The sequence below is a fragment of the Caldimonas brevitalea genome, from assembly GCF_001017435.1.
Taxonomy (GTDB): Bacteria; Pseudomonadota; Gammaproteobacteria; order Burkholderiales; family Burkholderiaceae_C; genus Caldimonas; species Caldimonas brevitalea.
On record NZ_CP011371.1, the window covers coordinates 3851341 to 3877062 of the forward strand.

General features: G+C 66.5%; 23 protein-coding genes and 1 pseudogene. 16 read left to right on the plus strand and 8 right to left on the minus strand.

Annotated elements, in window-relative coordinates:
* Positions 1–95 precede the first annotated feature (95 nt).
* From AAW51_RS16305 to pmbA, 4 genes are all read right to left on the minus strand, one after another.
* The gene (locus AAW51_RS16305) at positions 96–1181 is read right to left on the minus strand and encodes a TRAP transporter substrate-binding protein (protein ID WP_047195443.1); all 1086 of its coding nucleotides are present in this window, start codon (positions 1179–1181) and stop codon (positions 96–98) included.
* Between the two features lie 199 nt (positions 1182–1380).
* Positions 1381–2463, minus strand: coding sequence for a TRAP transporter substrate-binding protein (locus tag AAW51_RS16310; protein WP_047195444.1), 1083 nt, complete (start codon positions 2461–2463; stop codon positions 1381–1383).
* 172 nt (positions 2464–2635) lie between these two features.
* On the minus strand, positions 2636–3718 hold the full coding sequence (locus AAW51_RS16315; protein WP_047195445.1) for a TRAP transporter substrate-binding protein: 1083 nt from the start codon (positions 3716–3718) through the stop codon (positions 2636–2638).
* A gap of 178 nt (positions 3719–3896) precedes the next feature.
* Positions 3897–5279, minus strand: a complete 1383-nt coding sequence (gene pmbA, locus AAW51_RS16320; protein ID WP_047195446.1) for a metalloprotease PmbA — start codon at positions 5277–5279, stop codon at positions 3897–3899.
* 143 nt (positions 5280–5422) lie between these two features.
* On the opposite strand from pmbA, the gene yjgA reads away from it, so the two are divergent.
* Together yjgA and mog are read left to right on the plus strand one after the other, a co-directional pair.
* Positions 5423–5974, plus strand: coding sequence for a ribosome biogenesis factor YjgA (gene yjgA, locus AAW51_RS16325; RefSeq protein ID WP_238947611.1), 552 nt, complete (start codon positions 5423–5425; stop codon positions 5972–5974).
* A complete protein-coding gene (gene mog / locus AAW51_RS16330) occupies positions 5961–6563 on the plus strand; it encodes a molybdopterin adenylyltransferase (protein WP_417903623.1) in 603 nt (200 codons plus the stop codon). The genes yjgA and mog overlap by 14 nt, the downstream gene beginning before the upstream one ends.
* Before the next feature lie 43 nt (positions 6564–6606).
* Here the strand turns inward: mog and cysE are convergent, their stop codons facing one another.
* Together cysE and AAW51_RS16340 are read right to left on the minus strand one after the other, a co-directional pair.
* Complete coding sequence (cysE, locus tag AAW51_RS16335; RefSeq protein WP_047197919.1) at positions 6607–7371, minus strand: serine O-acetyltransferase; 765 nt, start codon at positions 7369–7371, stop codon at positions 6607–6609.
* Between the two features lie 98 nt (positions 7372–7469).
* Complete coding sequence (locus AAW51_RS16340; RefSeq protein ID WP_047197920.1) at positions 7470–8210, minus strand: RNA methyltransferase; 741 nt, start codon at positions 8208–8210, stop codon at positions 7470–7472.
* 264 nt (positions 8211–8474) lie between these two features.
* Between AAW51_RS16340 and AAW51_RS16345 the strand changes: the two genes are divergently transcribed.
* The 14 genes and pseudogenes from AAW51_RS16345 to AAW51_RS16405 all read left to right on the plus strand — a co-directional run bounded on the left by AAW51_RS16345 (position 8475) and on the right by AAW51_RS16405 (position 23843).
* Complete coding sequence (locus tag AAW51_RS16345; protein ID WP_047195449.1) at positions 8475–9446, plus strand: inositol monophosphatase family protein; 972 nt, start codon at positions 8475–8477, stop codon at positions 9444–9446.
* A gap of 83 nt (positions 9447–9529) precedes the next feature.
* Positions 9530–12111, plus strand: a pseudogene (mutS, locus tag AAW51_RS16350) (DNA mismatch repair protein MutS).
* Positions 12108–12935, plus strand: a complete 828-nt coding sequence (locus tag AAW51_RS16355) for a proteasome-type protease (protein ID WP_047195450.1) — start codon at positions 12108–12110, stop codon at positions 12933–12935. Before mutS ends, AAW51_RS16355 begins: the two are co-directional and overlap by 4 nt.
* Before the next feature lie 11 nt (positions 12936–12946).
* Entirely contained in the window at positions 12947–13759 is an 813-nt protein-coding gene (locus tag AAW51_RS16360) for an alpha/beta fold hydrolase (protein ID WP_047195451.1), read from the plus strand.
* A gap of 115 nt (positions 13760–13874) precedes the next feature.
* Entirely contained in the window at positions 13875–15545 is a 1671-nt protein-coding gene (locus AAW51_RS16365) for a CTP synthase (RefSeq protein WP_047195452.1), read from the plus strand.
* A gap of 46 nt (positions 15546–15591) precedes the next feature.
* Positions 15592–16449, plus strand: a complete 858-nt coding sequence (kdsA, locus tag AAW51_RS16370) for a 3-deoxy-8-phosphooctulonate synthase (RefSeq protein ID WP_047195453.1) — start codon at positions 15592–15594, stop codon at positions 16447–16449.
* An 11-nt stretch (positions 16450–16460) separates the two neighbouring features.
* Positions 16461–16748 (plus strand): DUF1330 domain-containing protein, encoded by a 288-nt coding sequence (locus AAW51_RS16375; protein ID WP_047195454.1) that lies wholly within the window; start codon positions 16461–16463, stop codon positions 16746–16748.
* A 76-nt stretch (positions 16749–16824) separates the two neighbouring features.
* The gene (gene eno / locus AAW51_RS16380; RefSeq protein WP_047195455.1) at positions 16825–18108 is read left to right on the plus strand and encodes a phosphopyruvate hydratase; all 1284 of its coding nucleotides are present in this window, start codon (positions 16825–16827) and stop codon (positions 18106–18108) included.
* A 24-nt stretch (positions 18109–18132) separates the two neighbouring features.
* The gene (ftsB, locus tag AAW51_RS16385) at positions 18133–18414 is read left to right on the plus strand and encodes a cell division protein FtsB (RefSeq protein WP_047195456.1); all 282 of its coding nucleotides are present in this window, start codon (positions 18133–18135) and stop codon (positions 18412–18414) included.
* A gap of 85 nt (positions 18415–18499) precedes the next feature.
* Complete coding sequence (pnuC, locus tag AAW51_RS16390; protein WP_083438348.1) at positions 18500–19141, plus strand: nicotinamide riboside transporter PnuC; 642 nt, start codon at positions 18500–18502, stop codon at positions 19139–19141.
* Positions 19142–19164: 23 nt separating this feature from the next.
* Complete coding sequence (locus AAW51_RS16395) at positions 19165–19860, plus strand: AAA family ATPase (RefSeq protein WP_047195457.1); 696 nt, start codon at positions 19165–19167, stop codon at positions 19858–19860.
* A 228-nt stretch (positions 19861–20088) separates the two neighbouring features.
* The gene (locus AAW51_RS16400; protein ID WP_047195458.1) at positions 20089–21303 is read left to right on the plus strand and encodes an AAA family ATPase; all 1215 of its coding nucleotides are present in this window, start codon (positions 20089–20091) and stop codon (positions 21301–21303) included.
* Complete coding sequence (locus tag AAW51_RS29305) at positions 21300–21878, plus strand: DUF4276 family protein (protein WP_083438349.1); 579 nt, start codon at positions 21300–21302, stop codon at positions 21876–21878. The genes AAW51_RS16400 and AAW51_RS29305 overlap by 4 nt, the downstream gene beginning before the upstream one ends.
* A gap of 294 nt (positions 21879–22172) precedes the next feature.
* Positions 22173–23843, plus strand: a complete 1671-nt coding sequence (locus AAW51_RS16405; RefSeq protein WP_083438709.1) for a L,D-transpeptidase family protein — start codon at positions 22173–22175, stop codon at positions 23841–23843.
* 25 nt (positions 23844–23868) lie between these two features.
* Here the strand turns inward: AAW51_RS16405 and mepK are convergent, their stop codons facing one another.
* Positions 23869–24363, minus strand: coding sequence for a peptidoglycan L,D-endopeptidase MepK (mepK, locus tag AAW51_RS16410; protein WP_083438350.1), 495 nt, complete (start codon positions 24361–24363; stop codon positions 23869–23871).
* A gap of 380 nt (positions 24364–24743) precedes the next feature.
* Positions 24744–25688 (minus strand): Hsp33 family molecular chaperone HslO, encoded by a 945-nt coding sequence (gene hslO / locus AAW51_RS16415; protein ID WP_047197923.1) that lies wholly within the window; start codon positions 25686–25688, stop codon positions 24744–24746.
* Positions 25689–25722 lie beyond the last annotated feature (34 nt).

Consider the following 25722-nt stretch of genomic DNA (forward strand, 5'->3'; position numbering starts at 1 on the left):
GCGGCAGCGTCCGCAGTAGCGAAAGGCCCCGCACGGGGCCTTTCTTCGCTTCGGTGCTGCCACCGCAGCAGCACGTCTCTTGTTGCAGGCGGCGCTCAGAGCTTCGACGCCTGCATGTAGCGGTCGAACTGCGCCTCGGTGAAGCGGAACCACAGATTCTGGTCACGCCGGAAGTTTGCGTAGTCGGTGTACACCTTCTTCCAGTTGCTGTTCTTGGCGCTGATCTCCGAATAGAGCGACATCGCCTCCTTGAAGGCCGCGTCCAGCACCGTCCTCGGCAGCGGCAGCACCTTGGCCTTGCCGGCCACCAGCTGCTTCAGCGCGGCCGGGTTGCGGGCGTCGTATTTCGCCTGCATGTCCACATGCGCATACGCCGAGGCGGCTTCGACGATGGCCTTGTATTCGGCGGACAGGCTCTCGTAGGCCTTGCTGTTGATGAACAAGTCGAGCTGCGGCCCGCCTTCCCACCAGCCGGGATAGTGGTAGAACGGCGCCACCTTGTGGAAGCCCAGCTTCTGGTCGTCGTAAGGGCCGACCCATTCGGCTGCGTCGATGGTGCCCTTCTCGAGCGCCTGGTAGATCTCACCGCCCGGAATGTTTTGCGGCACCGAGCCGAGCCGTTCGAGCACGCGGCCGGCAAAACCGCCGATGCGCATCTTCAGGCCCTTCATGTCGGCCAGGCTTTTGATCTCGCGGCGGTACCAGCCACCCATCTGCGCCCCGGTGTTGCCGCCGGGGAAGTTGACGATGTTGTACTGCGCGTAGAACTCGCGCATCAGCTTCAAGCCATTGCCGTCGTACATCCACGCCGTCATCTGCCGCGAGTTCAAACCGAAGGGGATGGCGCAGCCGATCGCAAAGGTCTCGTCCTTGCCGAAAAAGTAGTACGGCGCGGTGTGCGCGATCTCGACCGTGCCGTTCTGCACCCCGTCGACCACACCGAAGGGCGGCATCAGTTCACCGCCGGCGTGCACCGAAATCTGGAACCTGCCGCCGCTCATGTCGCTGACCTTCTTCGCGAACACCTCGGCGGCGCCGAAGATGGTGTCCAAGGCCTTGGGGAAACTCGACGCGCACCGCCACCGTATCGTTGCCTGTGCCTGCACGAGGCCCGGCCCGGCCGCGGCTGCCGCCATCGCACCGGCAACCCCCGCGTTTTTGATGAAGGAACGACGCTGCATGTTGCTCTCCTCTCCGACGTTGGATTCCCGCCGTCGACTGCTACGCTCGGCGCACGTCGGGCGATTCTAGGAGGCGGCATTCAGCTCATTGACAGGGAGTTTCCCGCGTCGCCGTATCGCCCTTTGCGCAAGCACCTCGGACCGGCAACAAAAAAGCCCCGCATCGCGGGGCTTCGGAGAGGGGCGGAGCGGCGCTCGATCAGAGCTTGGCCGACTGCATGTAGCGGTCGAACTGCGCCTCGGTGAAACGGAACCAGAGGTTCTGGTCGCGCCGGAAGTTGGCAAAGTCGGTGTACACCTTCTTCCAGCTCGGATTGCTGGACGACAGCTCCGAGTACACCGCCATCGATTCCTTGAAGGCTGCATCCATCACCGCCTTGGGCAGCGGCAGCAGCTTCACCTTCTGGGCCACCAGCTGCTTCAGCGCGCCCGGGTTGCGCGCGTCGTACTTGGCCTGCATGTCCACGTGCGCATAAGCGGAAGCGGACTCGACGATGGCCTTGTACTCGGCCGACAGGCCTTCATAGGCCTTGGTGTTGATGAAGAAGTCGATCTGCGGACCGCCTTCCCACCAGCCGGGGTAGTAGTAGAACGGTGCCACCTTGTGGAAGCCGAGCTTCTGGTCGTCGTACGGGCCGACCCACTCGGCCGCGTCGATGGTGCCTTTTTCGAGCGCCTGGTACAGCTCGCCGCCGGGGATGTTCTGCGGCACGCCGCCCAGACGCTCGACGATCTTGCCGGCAAAGCCGCCGATGCGGAACTTCAGGCCCTTCATGTCGGCGAGCGTTTTGATCTCCTTGCGGAACCAGCCGGCCATCTGGGCGCCCGAGTTGCCGCCGGGGAAGTTGATGAAGTTGTACTGCGCGTAGAACTCGCGCATCAGCTTGAGGCCGTTGCCTTCGAACATCCACGCGCTCATCTGGCGCGAGTTGAGGCCGAACGGCACGGCCGCTCCCAGCGCGAAGGTCGGGTCCTTGCCGTAGAAGTAGTAAGGCACCGTGTGGCACAGCTCGACGGTGCCGTTCTGCACACCGTCGACGACGCCGAACGGGGGCATCAGCTCACCGCCGGCATGCACCGAGATCTGGAACTTGCCGCCCGTCATCTCGGAGACCTTCTTGGCGAACACCTCGGCCCCGCCATAAATCGTGTCCAGCGACTTCGGGAAGCTGGAGGCGAGGCGCCAGCGCACATTGGCCTGCGCCTGCACGATCGCCGGTGCAGCACCGGCCGCCAAGACACCGGCGATGCCCGTGGTGCGGATGAACGAACGACGTTCCATGAGGTTCTCCTTATTGCGCTCTGAAACTGAAGGGGATGCGACTACTGGCCTGTCAAACCGTTGGCGATTCTAGGAGCCGCGCTTCCCTCCTTCGCCCAGGGGTTTCCCTTCGCTCGCGTTCAGGTGTTTGCAAGGCACGCGGCGTTAGAGACGCGGGAACCTGCGTCGGCGCTCACAGCTTGGCCGCCTGCATGTAGCGATCGAACTGCGCCTCGGTAAAGCGGAACCAGAGGTTCTGGTCGCGCCGGAAGTTGGCATAGTCGGTGTAGACCTTCTTCCAGTTCGGGTTCTTGGCCGACAGCTCGGAATAGAGCGCCATCGACTCTTTGAACGCCGCGTCCATGAGATCCTTCGGGAACGGCGCCAGCTTCACCTTCTGGGCCACCAACTGCTTCAGGGCTGCTGGGTTGCGGGCGTCGTACTTGGCCTGCATGTCGAGGTGGGCATAGGCCGACGCCGCTTCGATGATGGCCTTGTATTCGGCGGACAGCCCCGCATAGGCCTTGGTGTTCAGGTAGAACGCCAACTCCAGACCGCCTTCCCACCACCCGGGGTAGTAATAGTTCGGCGCCACCTTGGCAAAGCCCAGCTTCTGGTCGTCATACGGGCCGATCCATTCGGCGGCGTCGATGGTGCCCTTCTCGAGCGCCTGGTAGATCTCGCCACCAGGGATGTTCTGCGGCACGCCACCCAGCCGCTCGATCACCTTGCCGGCAAAGCCGCCGACCCGGAACTTCAGCCCCTTCATGTCGGCCAGGCTCGCCAGGCTCTTGCGGAACCACCCGCCCATCTGCGCGCCGGTGTTGCCGCCCGAGAAGCTGATGATGTTGTACTGGGCGTAGAACTCGCGCATCAGCTTGGTGCCGTTGCCCTCCATCATCCACGCCGTCATCTGGCGAGAGTTGAGGCCGAACGGAATGGCACCGCCGATCGCGAAGGTGTCGTCCTTGCCGAAGAAGTAATAGGGAGCCGTGTGCGCCATCTCGACGGTGCCGTTCTGCACGCCGTCGACCACGCCGAACGGCGGCATCAATTCGCCGCCGGCATGGACCGAGATGTTGAACTTGCCGCCGCTCAGCTCCGCGACCTTTTTCGCAAACACCTCGGCGCCACCATAGATGGTGTCGAGCGCCTTGGGGAAGCTCGACGCGAGACGCCAGCGCAGCGCGGCTTGCGCCTGCACGACCGCCGGCGCGGCGGCAGCGCTCAGCACACCGGCGATGCCGGCATGGCGAATGAAGGAACGGCGTTCCATGAGAGAAGTCCTCGCAAGAAAAGTCCAGGCACCGCGCCCGCGATGGGCCGCGGCAAACGTAGGACGATTCTAGGAAGCGGGCTGAGGCCGCCGTACCGGGGGCAATCCTGTTCGCAATACTACGTACGGCGTGCCCGGTTCTCAGTCGATGTTCAGCACGACGTGATAGCCGCCCGACTCACGAGCCGGCGATCTTCATCTTCTCGATCAAGACCGAGCCGACCGTCTTGGAGCCCATGTTGTAGGCGTCGGCACCGACCGCGACGATGTTGCGCCACATCTCGCGCAGGTTGCCTGCAATCGTGATCTCGTGGACCGGGTAGGCGATGCGGCCGTTCTCCACCCAGAAGCCCGCGGCGCCGCGCGAATAGTCGCCGGTCACGTAGTTGACGCCCTGCCCCATCAGCTCGATCACGAACAGGCCGCGGTGCAGCTTGCGCAGCATCTCGTCCAGGTCGTCGCCGGGCTGCGTGGCACGGCTGCGCAGTTCCAGGTTCTGAGAGCCGCCGGCGTGCCCGGTGGTGCGCATGCCCAGCTTGCGCGCCGAGTAGCTCGACAGGAAATAGCCTTCCACCCGGCCGTCACGCACCACATGACGCGGGCGTGTCACCGCCCCCTCGTCGTCGAAAGGTGCGCTGCCCTTGCCCTTCGGAATGTGCGGGTCTTCGACGACCTCGATGTGCTCGGGAAACACCTGGGTGCCGAGACTGTCGACCAGAAAGCTCGCCTTGCGGTACAGCGCCCCGCCGCTGGTGGCCTGCACGAAACCGCCCAGCAGGCCCACCGCGAGCGTCGACTCGAACAACACCGGGCATTCGCAGGTCGCGATCTTGCGTGACTTCAGGCGCGACAGCGCGCGCTCCGCCGCATAGCGGCCGACGGCCTCGGCCGCGGCCAGCTCGGCCGGGTCCCGCATCGAGCTGTACCAGGCGTCGCGTTGCATCTCCTGCCCGCGGCCGGCAATCGGCGCGACTGACAGCGAATGCCGTGAGCTGGCATACCCCCCGCGAAAACCGCGGCTGTTGCCCGCGAAAAAGTGCGACTGCTGGGCCGACACGCCGGCGCCTTCGGAGTTGGTGATGCGGCGGTCGGTCTCGAGCGCCGCCGCTTCGCAGCGCACCGCCAGCTCGGCCGCCCGTTCGGCGTCGATGTCCCAGGGATAGAACAGGTCGAGGTCGCGCGTGGCGGCCTCACCGAGCGCCAGATCGGCTTCTTCGGGCAGGCCGGCAGCCGGGTCTTCGGCGGTGAACCGGGCGATGTCGTACGCCGCGCGCACGGTCTGCTCGAGCGCTGCACGCGAAAAGTCCGACGTGCTGGCATTGCCCCGCCGCTGGCCGAGGTAGACGGTTACACCGAGCGACTTGTCGCGGTTGCGCTCGACGTTCTCGAGTTCGCCCTTGCGCACCGAGACCGACAGCCCCACCCCCTCGGACACCTCGACGGCCGCGTCGGTCGCCCCCTGCTCGCGGGCAAAGGCGAGTGCGTCCTCGACCAGTTGCCGGAACTGGTCTTGTGCATAGGCAAAACCGTGCTGGGCTGAAGTGGCGTCGGTGTTGGGCATGGTAGGGGTGTCGCCTTGACGTTTCGGTTGAAGACAGCAGCGGAAGCAAGGTGCCTCACGGGCGGCTTCCGGGGGGCGTTTTATCATAACGACCCCCTTCTCATCTCCGCGCCCAGCCCCGCGCCGCCCGTATGCAGCACCGCGTGCACGAACCCGACCCCCTCGACCCCGACGACAACGGCGAGCAGACCCCGAGCAAGACCCAGCGCAAGAAAGCGTCGCACGAGCTGCAATCGCTGGGCGAGGCGCTCGCCGAGATGCCCGACGACCGGCTGGAACGGCTCGAGATCTCCGAATCGCTGCGTGACGCCGTGCTGCAGTACAAGCGCACCCGCTCCCACGAAGGCCGGCGCCGGCAAATGCAGTACATCGGCAAGCTGATGCGGCAGGCCGAGGTGGAGCCGATCCGCGAAGCGATCGCGGCCCTGCAACTGGGCCACGCCAAGGACACGCTGGCGCTGCACCGCGCCGAACAATGGCGCACCGAGCTGATCGCGGACGACGACGCGGTGACCCGCTGGACCGCCGAGCATCCGGACTGCGACGTGCAGCAGCTGCGCAGCCTGATCCGGGCCGCCCGCAAGGATGCGGCCGCCATACCCGAGCAGCGCAGCGGGCGCGCCTACCGGGAGCTGTTCCAGTTCATCAAGCCCTTCCTGGTGGAGGCCGATGCCGATGCCGATGCCGATGAGTGATTTCGATCCGGTGCGCATCGGCGTCGTCTCGATCAGCGACCGTGCGTCGAGCGGCGTCTACGAAGACAAGGGCGTGCCGGCCCTGCAGCAATGGATCGCCCGCGCGGTGCGCAACCCGGTCAGCTGGGAGGCCCGGCTGATCCCCGACGAACAGGACGTGATCAGCGCCACCTTGCGCGACCTGGTCGACCAGGCGCACTGTCATTTGGTGTTGACCACGGGCGGCACCGGCCCTGCACCGCGCGACGTCACGCCCGAGGCGACGCTGGCCGTAGCCGACAAGGTGATGCCCGGTTTCGGCGAGCAGATGCGCCAGATCAGCCTGCAGTTCGTGCCGACGGCCATCCTGTCGCGCCAGGTCGCGGTGATCCGCGGCCAGGCGCTCATCATCAACCTGCCCGGGCAGCCCAAGTCGATCGCCGAGACGCTCGAAGGCCTGAAAGACGACCAGGGGCGCCCGGTCGTGCACGGCATCTTTGCCGCGGTGCCCTATTGCATCGACCTGATCGGCGGGCCCTACATCGAGACCGACGAGTCGGTGTGCAAGGCTTTTCGGCCGAAATCGGCGGTTCGGGCGCCCAAGCCCTGAGCCGTGAGCCGCGCGGCCCACCCGCAAGGCCGGCCTGCCCGCCTCACTTGACCAACTGGTTCATGCGTTCCGCGTCGAAGTGCTCGGTGGTGTGGGCGTCGGTCGGCAGCCCACCGCTCACGCCGCGAGAGAGCTTTTCCAGTGCCTGCCACAGCAGCGCGATCTGGTGTTCCTGGCTCGCCGCGTTGTCGACCAGGCCGCGCAAGGCCTGCGACACCGGGTCGTCGCTCTGCGTCACGCCATAGGCCGAGAACCCCATGCGGGCAGCCGCCTGCTCGCGGGCCGCGTCGGTCTCCTTGTGCAGCACCCGGGCCGGGTTGCCCACCGCCGTGCCGCCCGGGGGCACCGCCTGCAGCACGACCGCGTTGGACCCCACGCGAGCCCCGTCGCCGACCGTGAAGCCGCCCAAGACCTGCGCATTGGCGCCCACGATGACACCGCGGCCCAGCGTCGGGTGGCGCTTGACGCCCTTGTACAGCGAGGTGCCGCCGAGCGTGACACCTTGGTAGATGGTGCAGCCGTCACCCACCTCGGCGGTCTCGCCGATGACGACACCCATGCCGTGATCGATGAAAACGCGACGGCCGATCTTGGCACCCGGGTGGATCTCGATGCCCGTCAGGAAACGGTTCAGATGCGAAATGAAGCGCCCGAGCCAGTGCCAGCCGCGCTGCCAGCAGGCGTGGGCGCGACGGTGCAGCAGCAGCGCGTGCAGGCCGGGGTAACAGGTGAGCACCTCCCACGACGAGCGCGCGGCGGGGTCGCGCTCCAGGATGCAGGCGATGTCCTCTCGTAGGTGCTCAAACAACATGGCAAGCCGACCGATGTTCGGAAAGATGGGCGGGAATGAAGCTTGCACAGTGTAATGTCCGGCCCCAACGCCCTGCCGGGCGGCAGAAAAGGCCCTCAGTGCTCCGGGGGGCGGCTTTTCTGCTTCTGCATCACCTTGGCGATGCCCCGCAGGATGTGCACCTCTTCCTCGCTCAACTGCGCCCGGTTGAACAGCTGGTTCAGGCGCGGCATCAGCTTCTTGGGCGCCTCGGGGTCGAGGAAGCCGACCTCGACCAGCGCCTGCGCCCAATGCTGCAACACACCCTGCACCGCCGGCACGTCGGCCAGCCGCCGGTCCGGCGTGCGCGGCTCGACGCCGAACCCGCCCAGCGCCTGGCGCCAGTCGTAGGCGATCAGCTGCACCGCCTGCGCCAGGTTGAGCGAGCCGTAAGCCGGGTCGGTGGGGATGCTGAGCACCGCATGGCAGCGGTAGACGTCGTCGTTGCTCATGCCGTAGCGCTCGGAGCCGAACACGAAGCCGACCCGGTGGGCCGATGCCGCCAGCTGCGCGAACAAGGGCCGCGGCGCATGCGTGGGCGGGCCGAAGTCGCGCGGGGTCATCGCGGTGGCACACGCATAGCTGACGCCGTCGAGCGCCTCGGCCAGCGTGTCGACGATGCGGGCGCGCACCAGGATGTCGGCCGCGCCGCTCGCCATCGCGACGGTTTCCTCCTGCACCAGCACGTCGGGGAAACGCGGCGCGACCAGCACCAGGTCGCCGAACCCCATCACCTTCATTGCGCGGGCCGTCGCGCCGACGTTGCCGGGGTGGCTGGTGTTGACCAGCACGAAACGGGTCGTGTCGCGCGCCGTCATGCCGAAGGCGCACCAGATGCCGTGGGGCCACACGGCATGCCGCTCGTCGGCGTGCCGCCCGTCGGCGCGCAGTTCGATACGCAACAGATCACGGCGATTGGTTTCATTCAGGCAGCCCGGTCCGGCAGATGGATAGAATGGCCGATTATCTTTCGCGAGCAGGGCCCCGTGCCCGCTTCGTGCGCGTGCCTGCCGCGCGCCCGTTCTCGCACCGTTCTTAATCTCCCGCCGTCGTCCGCCCGCCCCTGCTGTAGGTATCGCCCCATGTCCCAAGCGCTCCATCCGATGCTCAACACGGCCATCAAGGCCGCCCGCGCCGCCGGCGCCATCATCAACCGGGCATCGCTGGACCTGGACCTGCTGCGCATCAGCACCAAGTCGTCCCCCAACGACTTCGTCACCGAGGTCGACCAGGCGGCCGAACAAATCATCATCGAGACGCTGCTGACGGCCTACCCGGGCCACGGCATCCTGGCCGAAGAATCGGGCCGGGCCCATGGCGCCAAGGACAGCGATTTCGTCTGGATCATCGACCCGCTCGACGGCACCACCAATTTCATCCACGGCTTTCCGGTCTACGCGGTCTCGATCGGCCTCGCGTTTCGCGGCCAGGTACAGCAGGCGGTGGTCTACGACCCGGCGCGCAACGACTTGTTCTACGCGTCCAAGGGCCGCGGCGCCTACCTCAACGACAAGCGCATCCGCGTCTCCAAGCGCACCCGCATGGGCGACGCGCTGATCGGCACCGGGTTTCCCTTCCGCAAGGGCGACAACTTCAAGCGCTACATGAAGATGTTCGAACTCGTGATGCAGTCGTGCGCGGGCCTGCGCCGCCCGGGCGCCGCGGCGCTCGACCTGTGTTACGTCGCCGCCGGCTATTACGACGGCTTCTTCGAGACCGGGCTCAACCCCTGGGACATCGCCGCCGGCTCGCTGATCATCACCGAGGCCGGTGGGCTGATCGGCAACTTCACCGGCGAGTCCGACTTCCTCAACCAGCGCGAAGTGGTGGCCGCCACACCGCGCATCTACGGCCAGCTGGTGCAGATGCTGGCGCCCTTCAGCCGCGTCATCAAGGACGTCGACGACGACACCCACCCCACCGAAGCGCCGAAGACCGAAGGCGGCGAGGCAGCTCCCGCCGCTGCGGCCGTCGACGCGCCGAGGAAGAAGGGCCCCGTGCGCATCCGCAAGGCCGACCTGGCGGGCGCCAAGGACGAGGACAGCAGCCTCTGAGCCGGTCGACGCCTGCCATGACGACGAGCCCGGCCCTGTCTTCCGCTGCTCAGTCGCCCGACACGACGGGTAGCAGTGCACGCATGACCGACTTCAGCCAGCACACGCCGGTGATGGCGCAATACCTGCGCATCAAGGCCGAGTTCCCGGACACGCTCGTCTTCTACCGGATGGGCGATTTCTACGAGCTGTTCTACGACGACGCCGTCAAGGCCAACCGCCTGCTCGACATCACGCTCACGACGCGCGGTCAGTCGGGCGGGCAACCAGTGGTGATGGCCGGCGTGCCGGTGCACTCGGTCGAGTCGCACCTGGCCAAGCTGATCAAGCTCGGCGAAGCCGTCGCGCTGGCCGAGCAGGTCGGCGACGTCGCCACCGCCAAGGGCCGGTCGAGCGCAAGGTGGTGCGCGTGGTCACCCCCGGCACTGTCACCGACACCGAGCTGCTGGCCGACAAACGCGACACGCTGTTGGTGGCGCTGCACCGGCAAGGCGCCACGTACGGCCTGGCCTGGCTCGGCCTGACGCAGGGGCAGCTGGGCCTGACCGAGTGCTCGTCGCGCGAACTCGGCACCTGGCTGACACGCCTGAACGCCGCCGAACTGCTGATCTGCCGCGACGACCTGCCCGACGCCGTGCGGCAGGCCCGCGTGCCGCTGACCAAGCGCCCGAGCTGGCAGTTCGACACTGCTTTAGGGCTGCGCAAGCTGTGCGAGCAACTGCGCGTCGCCGGCCTCGGCGGCTTCAACGCGCAAGACCTGAGCGTCGCCCAAGCGGCAGCCTCGGCCCTGCTCTGTTATGCCGAACACACCCAGGGCCGGGCGCTGGCCCACGTCACCACGCTGAACGTCGAACGTGCGAGCGATCTGCTCGAACTGCCGCCGGCGACCCAGCGCAACCTCGAACTGACCCAGACGCTGCGCGGCGACGACAGCCCGACACTGCTGTCGGTGCTCGACACCTGCCGCACCGGCATGGGCAGCCGCGCGCTGCGCCGCTGGCTGACCTACCCGCAGCGCGACCGCCACACGGCGTTGCGCCGCCACGAGGCCGTCGGCGCTTTCCTCGAACATGGGCACGACCGCCTGCGCGACAGCTTCAAGCACGTGAGCGACGTCGAGCGCATCGCCGCCCGCATCGCGCTGCGCCAGGTGCGCCCGCGCGAGCTGACCGGCCTGCGCGCGACCCTGGCCGTGTTGCCGATGCTGCGCGAAAGCCTGCCGGCGCAGGCCACGCCGCTGCTGGCCGAGTTGCACGAAGCGCTGACGCCGCCCCCCGAGATCGCCCGGCTGCTCACCGCCGCGGTCGCCGAAGAGCCGGCCGTGCTGGTGCGCGACGGCGGCGTGATCGCGCCGGGCTTCGACGCCGAACTCGACGAGTTGCGCGCCATCAGCCAGAACTGCGACGCCTTCCTGATCGACCTCGAGACGCGTGAGCGCGCGCGCACCGGCATCGGCAACCTGCGCGTGCAGTACAACAAGGTGCACGGTTTCTACATCGAGGTGACGCAGGGCCAGGTCGACAAGGTGCCGCTCGACTACCAGCGCCGCCAGACGCTGAAGAACGCCGAGCGCTACATCACGCCCGAGCTGAAGGCCTTCGAGGACAAGGCCTTGTCGGCCCAGGAGCGCGCGCTGGCACGCGAGAAGTTCCTCTATGAACAGCTGATCGACGCCTTGCAGCCCCATCTGCCCGCACTGGGCGCGCTGGCGCGCGCGCTGGCCGGCCTCGATGCGCTGTCGGCACTGGCCGAACGCGCCGCGACGCTGGGGTGGACCCGGCCGCACTTTGCCAAGGAGCCCTGCATCGAGATCGAGCAGGGCCGCCACCCGGTGGTCGAGGCGCGGCTGCAGGAAACCAGCAGCGGGCCCTTCATGCCCAACGACTGCCGGCTCGACGCCAACCGCCGCATGCTGGTCATCACCGGCCCCAACATGGGCGGCAAGTCGACCTTCATGCGCCAGGTGGCGCTGATCGTGCTGCTGGCTGCCATCGGCTCCTATGTGCCGGCGAAGAGCTGCCGGCTCGGCCCGATCGACGCCATCCACACCCGCATCGGTGCGGCCGACGATCTGGCGAATGCGCAATCGACGTTCATGCTGGAGATGACCGAGGCCGCCGCCATCATCCACAGCGCCACCGAACATTCGCTGGTGCTGATGGACGAGATCGGCCGCGGCACCTCGACCTTCGATGGCCTGGCGCTGGCCGGCGCCATCGCCAGCCATCTGCACGACAAGAACCGTTCGTTCACGCTGTTCGCGACCCACTATTTCGAGCTGACCGAATTCCCGGCCCAGCACACACGGGCGCTCAACGTGCATGTGTCGGCCGCCGAGTCGGGCGACGACATCGTGTTTCTGCACGAGATCCAGCCCGGCCCGGCCAGCCGCAGCTATGGCGTGCAGGTGGCGCGGCTGGCCGGCATGCCGGCGCCGCTGGTGCGCCAGGCGCGCGCCACGCTGGAAGCGCTGGAAGCCCAGCAACGCGCCCACAACGCGCAGATCGACCTGTTTGCCGCCCCGGCACCGGCAGCGGCCGCCGAAGACCGCGAGCCCTCGGCCGTCGAGGCCGCGCTGGCGGCCATACAACCCGACGCGCTGTCGCCTCGCGAAGCGCTGGACGCCTTGTACCGACTCAAAGACCTGCAGGGGAAATCCGCATGACGTACTGTGTCGCGATGAGCCTTGATGGCGGTCTGGTGTTCTTGTCTGACTCCCGCACCAACGCCGGGCTGGACCAGATCAGCACCTTCCGCAAGATGACTGTCTACGAGAAGGAAGGCGACCGTGTGATGGTGTTGCTGGCGGCCGGCAACCTGGCGCTGACGCAGGCCGTGCGCCAGCTGCTCAACGGGCACACGCTCGAATGCGACGACGGGCCGGTCTCGATCTGGAACTGCAAGACCATGTTCGACGCCGCCCGCATCGTCGGCAGCGCGATCCGCAAGGTCTTCGAGCGCGACGGCGACTCGCTGCGCAAGTTCGGCATCGAGTTCAACCTCAACCTGATCTTCGGCGGGCAGATCAAGGGCGAGCCGACGCGGCTGTTCAACGTCTATGCGGCCGGCAACTTCGTCGAAGCCGGCGAGGACGGCGTGTGCTACTTCCAGATCGGCGAGTCGAAGTACGGCAAGCCCATCATCGACCGGGTCGTGAACCGCTCCACGCCGCTCGACCAGGCGGCCAAGTGCGCGCTGGTCTCGATGGACTCCACGCTCAAGTCCAACCTGTCGGTCGGGCTGCCGCTCGACCTGCTGATCTACCACGCCGATACGCTGCATGCCCAGCGTATCGTGCACATCGACGAGCACGACCCCTATTTCCGCATGATCCGCAGCAGCTGGGGCCAGCGCCTGCGAGAGGTGTTCGAGTCCATCCCCAACCCGGTGTGGGACGAAACCTCGTCGGAGTCGGGGCTGCGGCCGCCCAGCCAGCACGAGCAGTTGAACCCGATCCGCAAGGTCAACGCGCCCCAGCAAGCCTCCTGAGTCTCCGGCCGATGTCGACCAAACTCCCCCTGGTTTTCTCGCACGCAAACGGTTTCCCCGCCGGCACCTACCGGCTGCTGTTCGATCAGTTCACCGAGGGCGGCTACGACGTCCACGCGATCGACAAGTTCGGGCACGACCCGCGCTACCCGGTCACCAGCAACTGGCCCCACCTGCGCGACCAGCTGGCGCACTTCGTCGAACGCCACGTGCCCGACGGCCCGGCGTTTCTGGTCGGCCATTCGCTGGGGGGCTTCTTGAGCCTGCTGGTGGCGATCCACCGGCCGGAGCTGGTGCGCGGTGTGGTGTTGCTCGACTCGCCGGTGATCTACGGGGTCAAGGCGCGCGGCGTGCAGCTGTTCAAGGCGACCGGCTGGATCGGCAAGGTCGGCCCGGCGCGCATTTCGCGCCAGCGGCGCGCCAGCTGGACCGACGCCAACGAGGCACTGGCCCACTTTCAGAGCAAGCCCAATTTCGCCCGCTGGCACCCCGAGGTGTTGCGCGACTACATCGCCGCGGGCATGCAGCCGGCCCACGGCGACCAGCACACGCTGAGCTTCCGCCGCGAGGTCGAGACCGACATCTACAACACGCTGCCGCACCACATCCACCGGCTGTTGAGACGCCAACCGCTGAAAAGCCCGGTCGCCTTCATCGCCGGCACGCAGTCGAAGGAAGTACAGCAGGTGGGTTTGCGGGCGACGCGCCAGGTGACGCACGACCGCATCACCTGGATCGAGGGCAGCCACCTCTACCCGTTCGAGAAACCGACCGAAACCGTGCAGGCCACGATCGCCTGGCTGAAGGCATTCGAGTGCGCCTGAAATCAGTGCAGGGCGGCGCGGGCCTTATGCCCACGCAAGCCCCCGCGCGCCGCCGCGGCGCCGATATAATGCCTCTTTACCACCACAGCGTTCGCGAAAGCGTGCGCTGCATGCAATGACCAAGTTTGTCTTTGTCACTGGCGGTGTGGTGTCCTCCCTTGGCAAGGGCATCGCTTCGGCCTCGCTGGCTGCGATCCTCGAATCGCGCGGCCTCAAAGTCACCCTCATCAAGCTCGACCCCTACATCAACGTCGACCCCGGCACGATGTCGCCGTTTCAACACGGTGAAGTTTTCGTGACCGACGACGGCGCCGAGACCGACCTCGACCTCGGCCACTACGAGCGGTTCATCACCACCAAGATGAAGCGCTCGAACAATTTCACCACCGGCCAGATCTACAAGAGCGTGCTCGAAAAAGAGCGGCGCGGCGACTATCTCGGCAAGACGGTGCAGGTGATTCCCCACATCACCAACGAGATCCAGGAATACGTGCGCCGTGGCGCCGGTGTCGGCTCGGCCGACACGGTCGACGTGGCCATCGTCGAGATCGGCGGCACGGTCGGCGACATCGAATCGCTGCCCTTCCTCGAGGCGGTGCGGCAGATGAGCCTGAAGCTCGGGCCCAACAACACCGCGTTCGTCCACCTCACCTACGTGCCGTGGATCGCCGCCGCCGGCGAGCTGAAGACCAAGCCGACCCAGCACACGGTGCAGAAGCTGCGCGAGATCGGCATCCAGCCCGATGCGCTGCTGTGCCGGGCCGACCGCCGCATTCCCGACGATGAACGCGAAAAAATTTCGCTGTTCACCAACGTGCCCGAATACGGCGTGATCTCGGTGTGGGACGCCGACACCATCTACAAGGTGCCGCGCATGCTGCACGAGCAGGGTCTCGACCAGCTCATCTGCACCAAGCTGCATCTGTCGACCAAGCCGGCCGATTTGTCGCGCTGGGACAGCCTGGTGCACGAGGTCGAGCACCCCAAGCACGACGTGACGATCGCGATGTGCGGCAAATATGTCGACCTGAGCGACTCCTACAAGTCGCTCAACGAAGCGCTGCGCCACGCCGGCATCCACAACCATGCGCGCATCAAGATCGAATACGTCGACTCGGAAGAGCTGTCGCCGCAGACGGTCGACAAGCTGGCCCGCTTCGACGCCATCCTGGTGCCGGGAGGCTTCGGCAAGCGCGGCGTCGAGGGCAAGATCCTGGCTGCGCAGTACGCCCGCGAGCACCAGGTGCCTTATCTGGGCATCTGCCTCGGCATGCAAGTCGCCACGATCGAATACGCCCGCCACAAGGCCGGACTGACGGGCGCCAACAGCACCGAATTCGACAGCAACGCGCAGCACCCGGTGATCGCACTGATCGATGAATGGCAGGACGCCGACGGCTCGATCCAGCGCCGCGACGAGCACTCCGACCTGGGCGGCACGATGCGCTTGGGCGCGCAAAGCTCCGACGTGAAGCCCGGCACGCTCGCGCACGACATCTACGGGCCGGTCGTCACCGAGCGCCACCGCCACCGTTACGAGGCGAACGAGAAATACCTCCATCAGCTGGAGAACGCCGGCCTGGTGGTCTCGGCCATCACGCAGCGCGAGAAGCTGACCGAGATCGTCGAACTGCCGCGCGAGGTGCACCCGTGGTTCATGGGCGTGCAGTTCCACCCCGAGTTCAAGTCGACGCCCTGGGAAGGCCATCCCTTGTTCAAATCCTTCATCAAGGCGGCGCTGGATCATCAGCAGCGCCGGCTTGGTGCCGAGAAGGCCGGCGCATGAGCGTTCGAGCCACCGAGACGACGACCCCACGCTGAGGAACGCCCCCATGCAACTTTGCGGCTTCAAGGTCGGCCTCGACCAGCCTTTCTTCCTGATCTCCGGCCCGTGCGTGGTGGAGTCCGAGCAACTGCAGATGGACACCGCCGGCGCGCTCAAGGAGATGACGGCCGAGCTCGGCATCCCCTTCATCTTCAAGTCGAGCTACGACAAGGCCAACCGCTCGTCGGGCAGCTCCTTCCGCGGCCCCGGCATGCAGAAGGGCCTGGAGATCCTGGCCAAGGTCAAGCGCGAGCTGGGCGTGCCGGTGCTGACCGACGTGCACAGCGAAGCCGAGGTGGCCGAGGTGGCCGCCGTCGTCGACGTGCTGCAAACGCCTGCCTTTTTGTGCCGCCAGACCGACTTCATCCGCGCGGTGGCGCAAAGCGGCAAGCCGGTCAACATCAAGAAAGGCCAGTTTCTGGCGCCGGGCGACATGAAAAACGTCATCGACAAGGCCCGCGCCGCTGCGCGCGAAAAGGGCCTGAACGACGACAACTTCATGGCCTGTGAACGCGGCGCCAGCTTCGGCTACAACAACCTCGTCAGCGACATGCGCTCGCTGGCCATCATGCGCGACACCGGTGCCCCGGTGGTGTTCGACGCCACGCACTCGGTGCAGCTGCCGGGTGGCCAGGGCACCAGTTCGGGCGGGCAGCGCGAGTTCGTGCCGGTGCTGTCGCGTGCGGCGGTGGCGGTCGGTGTGGCGGGTCTGTTCATGGAGACCCACCCCGACCCGGCACAAGCCCTGAGCGACGGCCCCAACGCGGTGCCGCTCAAGCGTATGCGCGAGCTGCTGGCCACGCTGGTCGAGGTCGACCGTGTGATCAAGCGCAGCGGCACCTTCCTCGAACAGAACTTCGGTTGACCCCCCCGCCGATGAGTGCCTACATCCTCGCGGACGTGACCGTCCACAATCCCGAGCAGTACGCTGAATACCGCAAGTGGTCGACCGAGGCCATGCAGGCCCACGGCGCTGAAGTGCTGGTGCGCGGCGGTAGCGTCGAAGTGCTCGAAGGCCCCTGGCAGCCCGGCCGCCTGGTGGTGCTCAAGTTCCCGTCCATGGAGAAGGCGCGCGCCTTCTACCACTCGCCCGAGTACGGCCGCGCCCGCGAAGCGCGCGAAGGCGCCGCGGTCATGCGCATGGTGCTTGTGGAAGGTTTGTAACCAGACTGGCGGCCGAATCTGGTCCAATGGGCGCCGCACCAACATCCATCATCGATTACAAGCAAGAGGAAACGTCATGAGTGCCATCGTAGACATCGTCGGCCGTGAAATTCTGGACAGCCGCGGCAACCCCACCGTCGAGTGCGACGTGCTGCTCGAGTCCGGCGTGATGGGCCGTGCAGCCGTGCCGTCGGGCGCGTCGACCGGCTCGCGTGAAGCCATCGAACTGCGCGACGGTGACAAAAGCCGCTACCTCGGCAAGGGCGTGCTGAAGGCGGTCGAGCACATCAACACGGAAATTTCCGAAGCGGTGCTGGGCCTCGATGCATCCGAGCAGGCGTTCCTCGACCGCACCCTGATCGACCTCGACGGCAGCGACAACAAGTCGCGCCTTGGCGCCAACGCCACGCTGGCGGTCTCGATGGCGGTGGCGCGTGCCGCCGCCGAGGAGTCGGGCCTGCCGCTGTACCGCTATTTCGGCGGTTCGGGCTCGATGCAGATGCCGGTGCCGATGATGAACGTCATCAACGGTGGTGCCCACGCCAACAACAACCTCGACCTGCAGGAATTCATGATCCTGCCGATCGGCGCCCCCAGCTTCCGTGAAGCGATCCGCTACGGCGCCGAGGTCTTCCACGCGCTGAAGAAGATCATCCACGACAAGAACATGAGCACGGCGGTCGGCGACGAAGGCGGCTTCGCCCCCAGCGTCGCCAGCCACGAGGCGGCCATCCAGCTGATCCTGCAGGCCATCGAGCAGGCCGGCTACACCCCGGGCGAACAGATCGCGCTGGGCCTGGACTGCGCCGCCAGCGAGTTCTACAAGGACGGCAAGTACCACCTCGAAGGTGAAGGCCTGACACTGTCGGCCGAAGAATGGACCAACGTGCTGGCGACCTGGGCCGACAAGTACCCGATCATCAGCATCGAAGACGGCATGCACGAAGGCGATTGGGCCGGCTGGAAGCACCTGACCGAAACGCTGGGCAAGAAGGTGCAGCTGGTCGGCGACGACCTGTTCGTCACCAACACCAAGATCCTGCGTGAAGGCATCGAAAAGCGCATCGGCAATTCGATCCTGATCAAGATCAACCAGATCGGCACGCTGACCGAAACCTTTGCCGCGATCGAGATGGCCAAGCGCGCCGGCTACACCGCGGTGATCTCGCACCGCTCGGGCGAGACCGAAGACTCGACCATCGCCGACATCGCCGTGGGCACCAACGCCGGCCAGATCAAGACCGGCTCGATGAGCCGTTCCGACCGCATCGCCAAGTACAACCAGCTGCTGCGCATCGAGGAAGACCTGGGCGACATCGCCTACTACCCCGGCCGCTCGGCGTTCTACAACCTGCGCTGATAGATCGCCCCCCTGCCTGCCATCATGCGTCTGCCGCTCGTCACCCTGGTGCTGGCCGCGTTGCTGCTGGGCGTTCACGCCCAGCTGTGGTTCGGCAAGAACGGCGTGCACCGCGTGATGGAGCTGCAGCGCAAACTGGCCGAGCACCAGGACCGCAACATGACGGCGCGAGAGCGCAACGCTCAGCTCGCGGCCGAAGTGCGAGACCTGAAAGAAGGTCTCGAAATGGTCGAGGAAAAGGCCCGTTTCGAGTTGGGCATGGTGAAGCCCGACGAGATCTATGTGCAGCTGACGCCGGCGCCCTGAGCCGTCGGCCTTCGACGACACGGAGCCGCGAGGCTCCGTTTTTCATTGACGACCGCCTGTCCCGCTCCTTCCCCCGCCCCATCCGATGGACACCTTGCTCGCCGTTTTCGCCCCCTGGATGGCCCCGGCCTTCACCGCCTGGGGGGTGCCGGTCACCTGGCTGGAGCTGGTGGCCTTCGTGCTCGCCGTGGCGATGGTGGTGTGCAACATCCGCGTCGTGCCCTGGGGTTGGCCGCTGGCCATCGTCAGCTCCTTGCTTTATTTCCTGTTGTTCTGGCAGAGCAAGCTGTACGGCGACGCGTGTCTGCAGCTGTTCTTCGCGGTCGTGGCGGGTTGGGGCTGGTGGCAATGGCTGTATGGCAAGCGACCGGACGGCCAGCGGCTCACCGTGCACGCCCTGCCCCGCGCCGGCCGCTGGGCCACCGCGGCCGGCGTGCTGCTCGCCTGGCCCTTGCTCGGCACCTGGCTGGCGCGCACGACCGACAGCGACGTGCCCTATTGGGACGCCTTCCCCACCGTGGCCAGCGTCGCCGGCCAGTTTTTGCTGGGCCGCAAGCTGATCGAGAACTGGCCCACCTGGGTGGTGGTCAACACCGTCAGCGTCGGGCTGTTCGCCTACAAGGGGCTATGGCTCACGGTGCTGCTGTACGCGCTCTTCGTTGTGATGTCGGTGCTGGGCTGGCGGGCCTGGCAGCGACTGCGGCAGGCGCCGGCGGTGGCTGCATGAGCTAGCACCCCGGAGGGTTTCCGATGAGCAGCAGCAGCAACAGCCCTGGCCGTGTGATCGCCCTGGTCGGCGCGGAAAGCACCGGCAAGACCGAACTCGCCGCGGCCCTTGCGCGGCGTTTGCAATCGGCGGGCCTCGACGCCGTCGCAGTGCCGGAGTACCTGCGCCTCTTCTGCGAAGCCCAGGGGCGCACACCGCGACAGGACGAACAGCGTGGCATCGCCGACGAGCAGAGCCGCCTGATCCGCTACGCAGCCGGGCGACACGCGGTGGTGGTGGCCGACACCACGGCGTTGATGATCGCGGTCTACAGCGACTATGTGTTCGGCGACACCTCGCTCTACGCCGACGCCGAGCGGGCGCACGCCGAGGCGGCGCTGACCCTGCTGACCGGGCTCGACCTGCCCTGGGTCGCCGACGGCTTGCAGCGCGACGGCGCGCACGTGCGCGAAGGGGTCGACGAGCGGGTGCGCGCAGCCTTGCAGCGGGGCGGCTCGCCCTACAGCCTGGTGTACGGTCTGGGGCCCGCCCGGGTCGAGGCAGCGTGGGCGGCGGTGTGTCCGCTGCTGGGCTTGCCCGCCGGCGCAAAGGGCAGCGGTGAGAGCGGTGAGAGCGGTGAGGCAACCACGCACACGTCGCGCAAGCTGTACTGCACCGAGTGCCTGGACCCGCACTACGAGCGCCTGTTCAGCCGCTTGTTGGGCCGCGACCCGTCCTGAATCTCAATGGGACTGCCGTAGCCGGTTGAGCCTCTTGTGCTGTACCCTGTGCACCGCGTCCCAACAAGAACGCTATCTATAAGTACGCGCAGCACCGAGACCTCAGCGAGCCAAGAGATGCGAGCCATTGCTCGATGCTGCCTGCCAGGGTTCTCTCCGCTAGAAACGCGCCTTGGTCGAGTCTGGACGTAGCTGTCGCTGCTAAAGTGCTCGGATTCAGGAGTATTAATGGATTCAACTGTGTTCATTCGCCGCGTCCGAGCGAAGAATTTCAAAAGCATCGCTGCTTGTGACGTTCGACTCGGCCCGCTGACCTATTTGGTCGGCCCGAATGGATCGGGCAAAAGCAACTTTCTCGATGTCCTTCACTTTGTGAAAGACGCGTTAGAGGGCTCGCTCGAGAACGCATTACATCTACGCGGCGGACTTTCAGAGGTGAGGCGCAGGTCAGGCGGGCATCCGACCCATTTCGGGGTCCGACTCGATTTTCGCTTGCCCGACGGACGGCCGGGCCACTACGCCTTCAACGTCGGTGCGCGAGCGGCAGGCGGTTTCGAAGTTCAGAGGGAAGAATGTGTCATCGGCGCTCCGGGCTTGGGGCCGAGCTACTTGGTGGTTCAGGGAAAGCCAGAGAGCACCAGCGAAGACGTCTTTCCTGTCAGCACGCCTGACCGTCTTGCGCTCGTCAATGCCGCCGGACTTCCCGCATTCCGCCCGGTATTCGACGCACTCACGGCGATGGGGTTCTACAACTTAAATCCGAGGGTGATCAGAGATCTGCAGAAGCCTCAAGACGGTACCGCTTTAAAGCCTGTCGGGGAGAACATTGCAAGTGCGATATCCTACCTAGAGCGCTACGCGCCTCAACGCAAGGATCTAATCGAGGAATACCTGAATCTCGTGGTCCCATCCGTTCACGGGGTGGAGCGAATCGGAGTTGGGCACATGGAAACTGTCGAATTTCGTCAGGACACCGCGGGGTCCAAACATCCTTGGCGTTTTGCAGCGAATAGCATGTCCGACGGGACACTAAGGGCCCTGGGGATATTGGTTGCACTCTTTCAGGGTGGCGAAGACAGTCGCCCTAGCCTGGTCGGCATAGAAGAACCCGAAGTTGCATTGCATCCTGCCGCCGCCGCGGTCGTGCGGGACGCACTTGCCCGGGCCTCAGAGCGCAGCCAAGTCCTCATAACCAGCCACAGCCCCGAATTGCTTGATGACCCGAATATTGCCATCGATAGCTTACTGGCGGTCTCGGGCGAGGGCGGCGTGACGCAGATCGCCTCGATCGACTCTGCCTCACGATCAGTGATCCGTGATCAGCTTTACACGCCGGGCGAACTCCTAAAGTTGAACCAACTCGTCCCTGATCCCTCTCTTGTCATCGATCCTGACTCGCCGCAGCTCAAGCTATTTGGCAACGGGGGAGAAGGGAGCACATGACGACAATCGTCAGTATCGTTGAAGGCGACGGAGAAGTGCGAGCGGTTCCCCTTCTGCTCCGGCGAATTGCCGAAGGTCAAGGAATTTTCGATCTCACTGTCCCTCAGCCTATTCGCGTACATCGCGATCAGTTCATCCGCCGCCCGGACGAGCTTAAACGAAAGTTACTGCTCGCGGCTGCAAAGGCGGGCGACAGCGGGGCCATCCTAGTTCTACTCGACGCCGATGACGAATGCCCAGTGGAACTCGCAGCAGATATTTCGAGGCAATCGGCCCGTGTGTTGCCGCACAGGACGGTTTCGGTGGTCATCGCCGTTCGGGAATATGAGGCGTGGTTTCTTGCCGGGGCAAAGTCACTGGCCGGAAAGCGCGGATTGGATACGTGCATTGAGTCTCCTGCGGATCCCGACTCACCTCGCAACGCAAAAGGTTGGTTGAACGACCGGATGAAGGGAAGCCGGTATCACGAGGTCGTGGATCAGCCCGCGTTGACCGCGCTCCTCGACATCGATGACGCTGCCACTCGGAGTCGGTCCTTGCGCAAGCTGGTGGCAGCCGTTAAAGGCATGTTGTAGTCGACGCAGCATCTGGACCTGGCCGGACCAGCGTGCACCGTGCGCCGACACCCCTGTCAGGCGTTGACTGACCGACATCCCTGGGACCCTCTGGCGGAATAAGGCCATGTTCAAACCGTCGTAGTCCTGCAGGCCCGGCACGCTGGGCCTCCGGGGCGGTGAGAGATGAGCCTTCACCCCTCGATTACCACATCGCAGTCGCTCGGCTGCCGTTCCACTCCGGGCGCGCCCACACAGGCCGCGCGTCGTCCGCGGTGGCCCGGCCTCGCAACTGCCGGCGCCGCCGTCGTGCTGATGCTGCTGACCGGCTGCGGTGACCGCCCGCAAAAGTCCGATGTCGGTCCTGCCGACGGTACCGCGGCGACGCAGCCAGAGCAGCCCAGCGGCGCTGCCCGAGAGATCGAGCGGCGCCTGGCCGACGGCGCTGCCGGGGAGCCGGCGCTGCCGAAAACCGAACTCGCGGACCTGCAGCAGCTCTACCAGCCCGGCCATCACACCCCCCTCTGGTTCGACACCTCGCGCAAGCTGACGCCGGCCGCCGATCAGGCCCTGGCGCTGCTCGGCGCCGCCGCAGCCGAGGGCCTGGACCCTGCCGAGTACGGCGCCGAGGCGCTGGCCACGCAGGTGCGCTCGATGAAAGAAGCGCGGCAACCGGTCGACGCCGACGTGGCCTCGCTGGACCTGGCCCTCAGCCGCGCGACGCTGCGCTATCTGCGCCACCTGCACGCCGGCCGTATCGACCCCAAGACGGTCGGCTTCCAGATGCCGGCCAAGGCCGCCGAAACTGACTTTGCCGCCGCACTGCGCCCCGCACTCGAAAAGCAGCGTCTCGAGGACGCGGTGGCGCAACTCAGGCCCCCGCTCGAACAGTACCGCAGCCTGCGTGCCATGCTGGCGCGCTACCGCACGCTCGCCTCACAGCCGGCGCCCGCGCCCTTGCCGGCCGTGCCCCGGGAGCTGAAGCCGGGCGAGGCCTACAGCGGCGCCCCGGCCTTGCGCGAGCGGCTGGTGTTGCTCGGCGACCTGCCGGTCGACACGCCGCCGCTGGCGGACGGCGGGCGCTACGACGGCGCGCTGGTCGACGGCGTCAAGAAGTTCCAGGCCCGCCACGGGTTGCCGGCCGAGGGCGTGCTGGGCAAGGGGACGGTGGCCGCGCTGAACGTCCCGCTGGACCGGCGGGTGCGCCAGATCGAACTCGCCCTGGAGCGGCTGCGCTGGTTCCCGCACCTCGAAAACCGGCCCTTCGTCGGCATCAACATCCCGATGTACCGGCTGTGGGCGGGCGGGCCGCAGGCGCTGGACGGGCGCACGGCGCTCGACATGGACGTGATCGTCGGCGGCGCACTCGACACCGAGACACCGGCGATGGTCGAAGAGATGCGCTACGTCGTCTTCAGCCCCTACTGGAACGTGCCCACCTCAATCGTGCGCAAGGAGATCCTGCCGGCGCTGGCCCGCGACCCGCAGTACCTCGTCAAGCATGAGATGGAGCTGGTGCGCGGCGGCGGGGACGACGCGGCCCCGGTCGAGGCCACCCCCGAGAACCTCGAGCAACTGGCGCAGGGCCAGCTACGCGTGCGGCAGCGGCCGGGTCAGAAGAATTCGCTCGGCCCGGCGAAGTTCATCTTCCCGAACGACGACAGCGTCTACCTGCACGGCACGCCGGCCCAGCAACTGTTCGACCGAAGCCGCCGCGACCTGAGCCACGGCTGTGTGCGGCTCGAGAACCCGCTGGCGCTGGCGCAATGGGTGCTACGCGACCAGCCGGAATGGACGAAGGAGCGGATCGAGGCGGCGATGGGGGGCGGCGAACAGGTCAAGGTCGACCTGAAACAGCCGGTCCAGGTGCTGCTGTTCTACATCACCGCGATGGTGGCGCCCGAAGACGGTGCCCTGCATTTTGCGGACGACATCTACGGACACGACAAAAAGCTCGACCAGGCACTCGCCGAGCGGCGCACCTGATACGGCTTGTCCGTGCGGCGCCGGCTTACCAGGTGCGCACGCGCCCGGTGTCGACGTGCACGAAACGCGAGTCCGGGTAGTAACCGACCCCGCCGGCGGCCATCGACAGCGCCGCCTTGCGCAGATCCGCGAGGGCCACGTCGGCGACGCGGATGTCGACCGCCTGGCCCGTCATGTGCAGGCTACGGGTGGCGACGCCACTGTGTGCGCTCTTGCCGCGCAGCGCCGCGTTGGTCTGTGGCGACCGGTAGCCCGAGATGATCTGGAACGGCTGCCGGCTTCCCGTGCGTTGGCGCAGGCCGTGCAGCAGGTCGAGCAGCTTCGGGTCGATCGTGCTCACCTCACCGGTGCGGAAATCGCGCAGCAGCTGGTTGACCTCGCCCAGGGCGTCCTGCAGATAGGTGCCGCCACTGAAATACTCGACTTCCAGCCGCTCGCCGGTGTGCAAATGGTCGAACATGAGCACACGGGGCTGCTGCTGCGCCGCGGCGGCGAGCGCCAGGCGCGGCATGACGACCATCGGAGCGGCGACGGCCACGGTGGAAGAAAGAAAGCGGCGGCGGGAAAAAGGGCTCACAGGCGAAGTTCCGGCTGAAGACGCGCGGGTTGGCGCGTTTTATAGGGTGACAACCCACGCCACGTCAACGCGTGTAAATTCGACACGGTGACGCCGCGTGACGGCGGAGGTGGCCGCAGCCGGCCTTGTAGAGGCCGCTGCGCGGCGGCCCGTTCGTGGCAGCGAGCGAGCCGGCATGGTTGGATCTGTTCCCGGTTCGGCAGAATAGTTCAGTTCGAGCGGGCAAGTCGCGGCTTCTGTGCGTATTCCTACCGCAATTCCGCCTACCGCAATCCCCCTACCGCAATCCCGCGCCCGGCAGCGCAGCAGGGGTGCCCCCGCCGCTACTGCACGCTGCTGGGCCCGGGCGGGTGGTCGCGGTCCGGCGTGAACAGGCTGCCGACGTCGACCGGGTCGAAATAGTATTTGGCGCCGCAGAATTCGCAGGCGATCTCCACCTGGCCCTGCTCGGCCACGATCTCGTCGACCTCTTCGCGGCCCAGGCTCTTCAGCATCGACCCGACCCGCTCGCGCGAGCAGGTGCAGGCGAACCGCGGCCCCTCCTCGCCCGCCATCGGCTCGAAACGCCGCACCTTCTCTTCCCAGAACAGCCGGTGCAACAAGGTGTTGGCGTCCAGCGTGAGCAGTTCCTCGGCGGTCAGTGTGCTGGCCAGGTGGGCGATGCGGTTGAAGTCTTCGCTGAGGCCGATGTCGTCCTCGCGGGCGCGTTGCTGCTGGCCCGCCAGGTTGCCCTCGCCTTCGATCGGCAGACGCTGGATCAACAGACCGGCCGCGATCTCGTCGTTCGCCGCCAGCACCAGCCGTGTGTCCAGCTGCTCGGACTGCAACATGTAGTGTTCCAGCACCTCGCTGATGCGCTGCAACGGCTCGCGATGGTCACCGTGCAGCGGCACCACCCCTTGGTAGGGCTGCTGCCCGGGGAATTTGTCCTTCGGATCGAGCGTGATCGCGCAGCGTCCGCGGCCGTGCACGTTGACCATCGCCTCCAGCGTCGCATCGTCCGGGACCGATCCGACCACCTTGGCGGTGGCCCGCAGCGCCAGGTCGGGCTGCACCTCCGCGACGGCCAGCTTCAGCGGCCCGTCGCCCGAGATCTGCAGCACCAGCGCGCCGTTGAACTTGATGTTGGACTGCATCAGCACGCCGGCGGCCGCCATTTCGCCCAACAACCGGCGCACCGGCTCGGGAAAGGGCCCGCTCTCCTGGCGGCGCACCAACATGTCTTGCCAGGCGTCGGTCAGCCGCACCAGCATGCCGCGTACGGGCATCCCCTCGAACAGGAATTTGTGCAGTTCGCTGGGC

Bases quoted from the DNA above. Each gene is read 5' to 3' on its own strand.
- AAW51_RS16305 (WP_047195443.1), bottom strand. From the start codon at position 1,181: ATGCAGCGTCGTTCCTTCATCAAAAACGCGGGGGTTGCCGGTGCGATG.
- AAW51_RS16310 (WP_047195444.1), bottom strand. From the start codon at position 2,463: ATGGAACGTCGTTCGTTCATCCGCACCACGGGCATCGCCGGTGTCTTG.
- AAW51_RS16315 (WP_047195445.1), bottom strand. From the start codon at position 3,718: ATGGAACGCCGTTCCTTCATTCGCCATGCCGGCATCGCCGGTGTGCTG.
- pmbA (WP_047195446.1), bottom strand. From the start codon at position 5,279: ATGCCCAACACCGACGCCACTTCAGCCCAGCACGGTTTTGCCTATGCA.
- mog (WP_417903623.1), top strand. From the start codon at position 5,961: ATGCCGATGAGTGATTTCGATCCGGTGCGCATCGGCGTCGTCTCGATC.
- AAW51_RS16340 (WP_047197920.1), bottom strand. From the start codon at position 8,210: ATGACGGCGCGCGACACGACCCGTTTCGTGCTGGTCAACACCAGCCAC.
- AAW51_RS16345 (WP_047195449.1), top strand. From the start codon at position 8,475: ATGTCCCAAGCGCTCCATCCGATGCTCAACACGGCCATCAAGGCCGCC.
- AAW51_RS16355 (WP_047195450.1), top strand. From the start codon at position 12,108: ATGACGTACTGTGTCGCGATGAGCCTTGATGGCGGTCTGGTGTTCTTG.
- AAW51_RS16360 (WP_047195451.1), top strand. From the start codon at position 12,947: ATGTCGACCAAACTCCCCCTGGTTTTCTCGCACGCAAACGGTTTCCCC.
- AAW51_RS16365 (WP_047195452.1), top strand. From the start codon at position 13,875: ATGACCAAGTTTGTCTTTGTCACTGGCGGTGTGGTGTCCTCCCTTGGC.
- kdsA (WP_047195453.1), top strand. From the start codon at position 15,592: ATGCAACTTTGCGGCTTCAAGGTCGGCCTCGACCAGCCTTTCTTCCTG.
- AAW51_RS16375 (WP_047195454.1), top strand. From the start codon at position 16,461: ATGAGTGCCTACATCCTCGCGGACGTGACCGTCCACAATCCCGAGCAG.
- eno (WP_047195455.1), top strand. From the start codon at position 16,825: ATGAGTGCCATCGTAGACATCGTCGGCCGTGAAATTCTGGACAGCCGC.
- ftsB (WP_047195456.1), top strand. From the start codon at position 18,133: ATGCGTCTGCCGCTCGTCACCCTGGTGCTGGCCGCGTTGCTGCTGGGC.
- pnuC (WP_083438348.1), top strand. From the start codon at position 18,500: ATGGACACCTTGCTCGCCGTTTTCGCCCCCTGGATGGCCCCGGCCTTC.
- AAW51_RS16395 (WP_047195457.1), top strand. From the start codon at position 19,165: ATGAGCAGCAGCAGCAACAGCCCTGGCCGTGTGATCGCCCTGGTCGGC.
- AAW51_RS16400 (WP_047195458.1), top strand. From the start codon at position 20,089: ATGGATTCAACTGTGTTCATTCGCCGCGTCCGAGCGAAGAATTTCAAA.
- AAW51_RS29305 (WP_083438349.1), top strand. From the start codon at position 21,300: ATGACGACAATCGTCAGTATCGTTGAAGGCGACGGAGAAGTGCGAGCG.
- AAW51_RS16405 (WP_083438709.1), top strand. From the start codon at position 22,173: ATGCTGCTGACCGGCTGCGGTGACCGCCCGCAAAAGTCCGATGTCGGT.
- mepK (WP_083438350.1), bottom strand. From the start codon at position 24,363: ATGGTCGTCATGCCGCGCCTGGCGCTCGCCGCCGCGGCGCAGCAGCAG.
- hslO (WP_047197923.1), bottom strand. From the start codon at position 25,688: ATGCCCGTACGCGGCATGCTGGTGCGGCTGACCGACGCCTGGCAAGAC.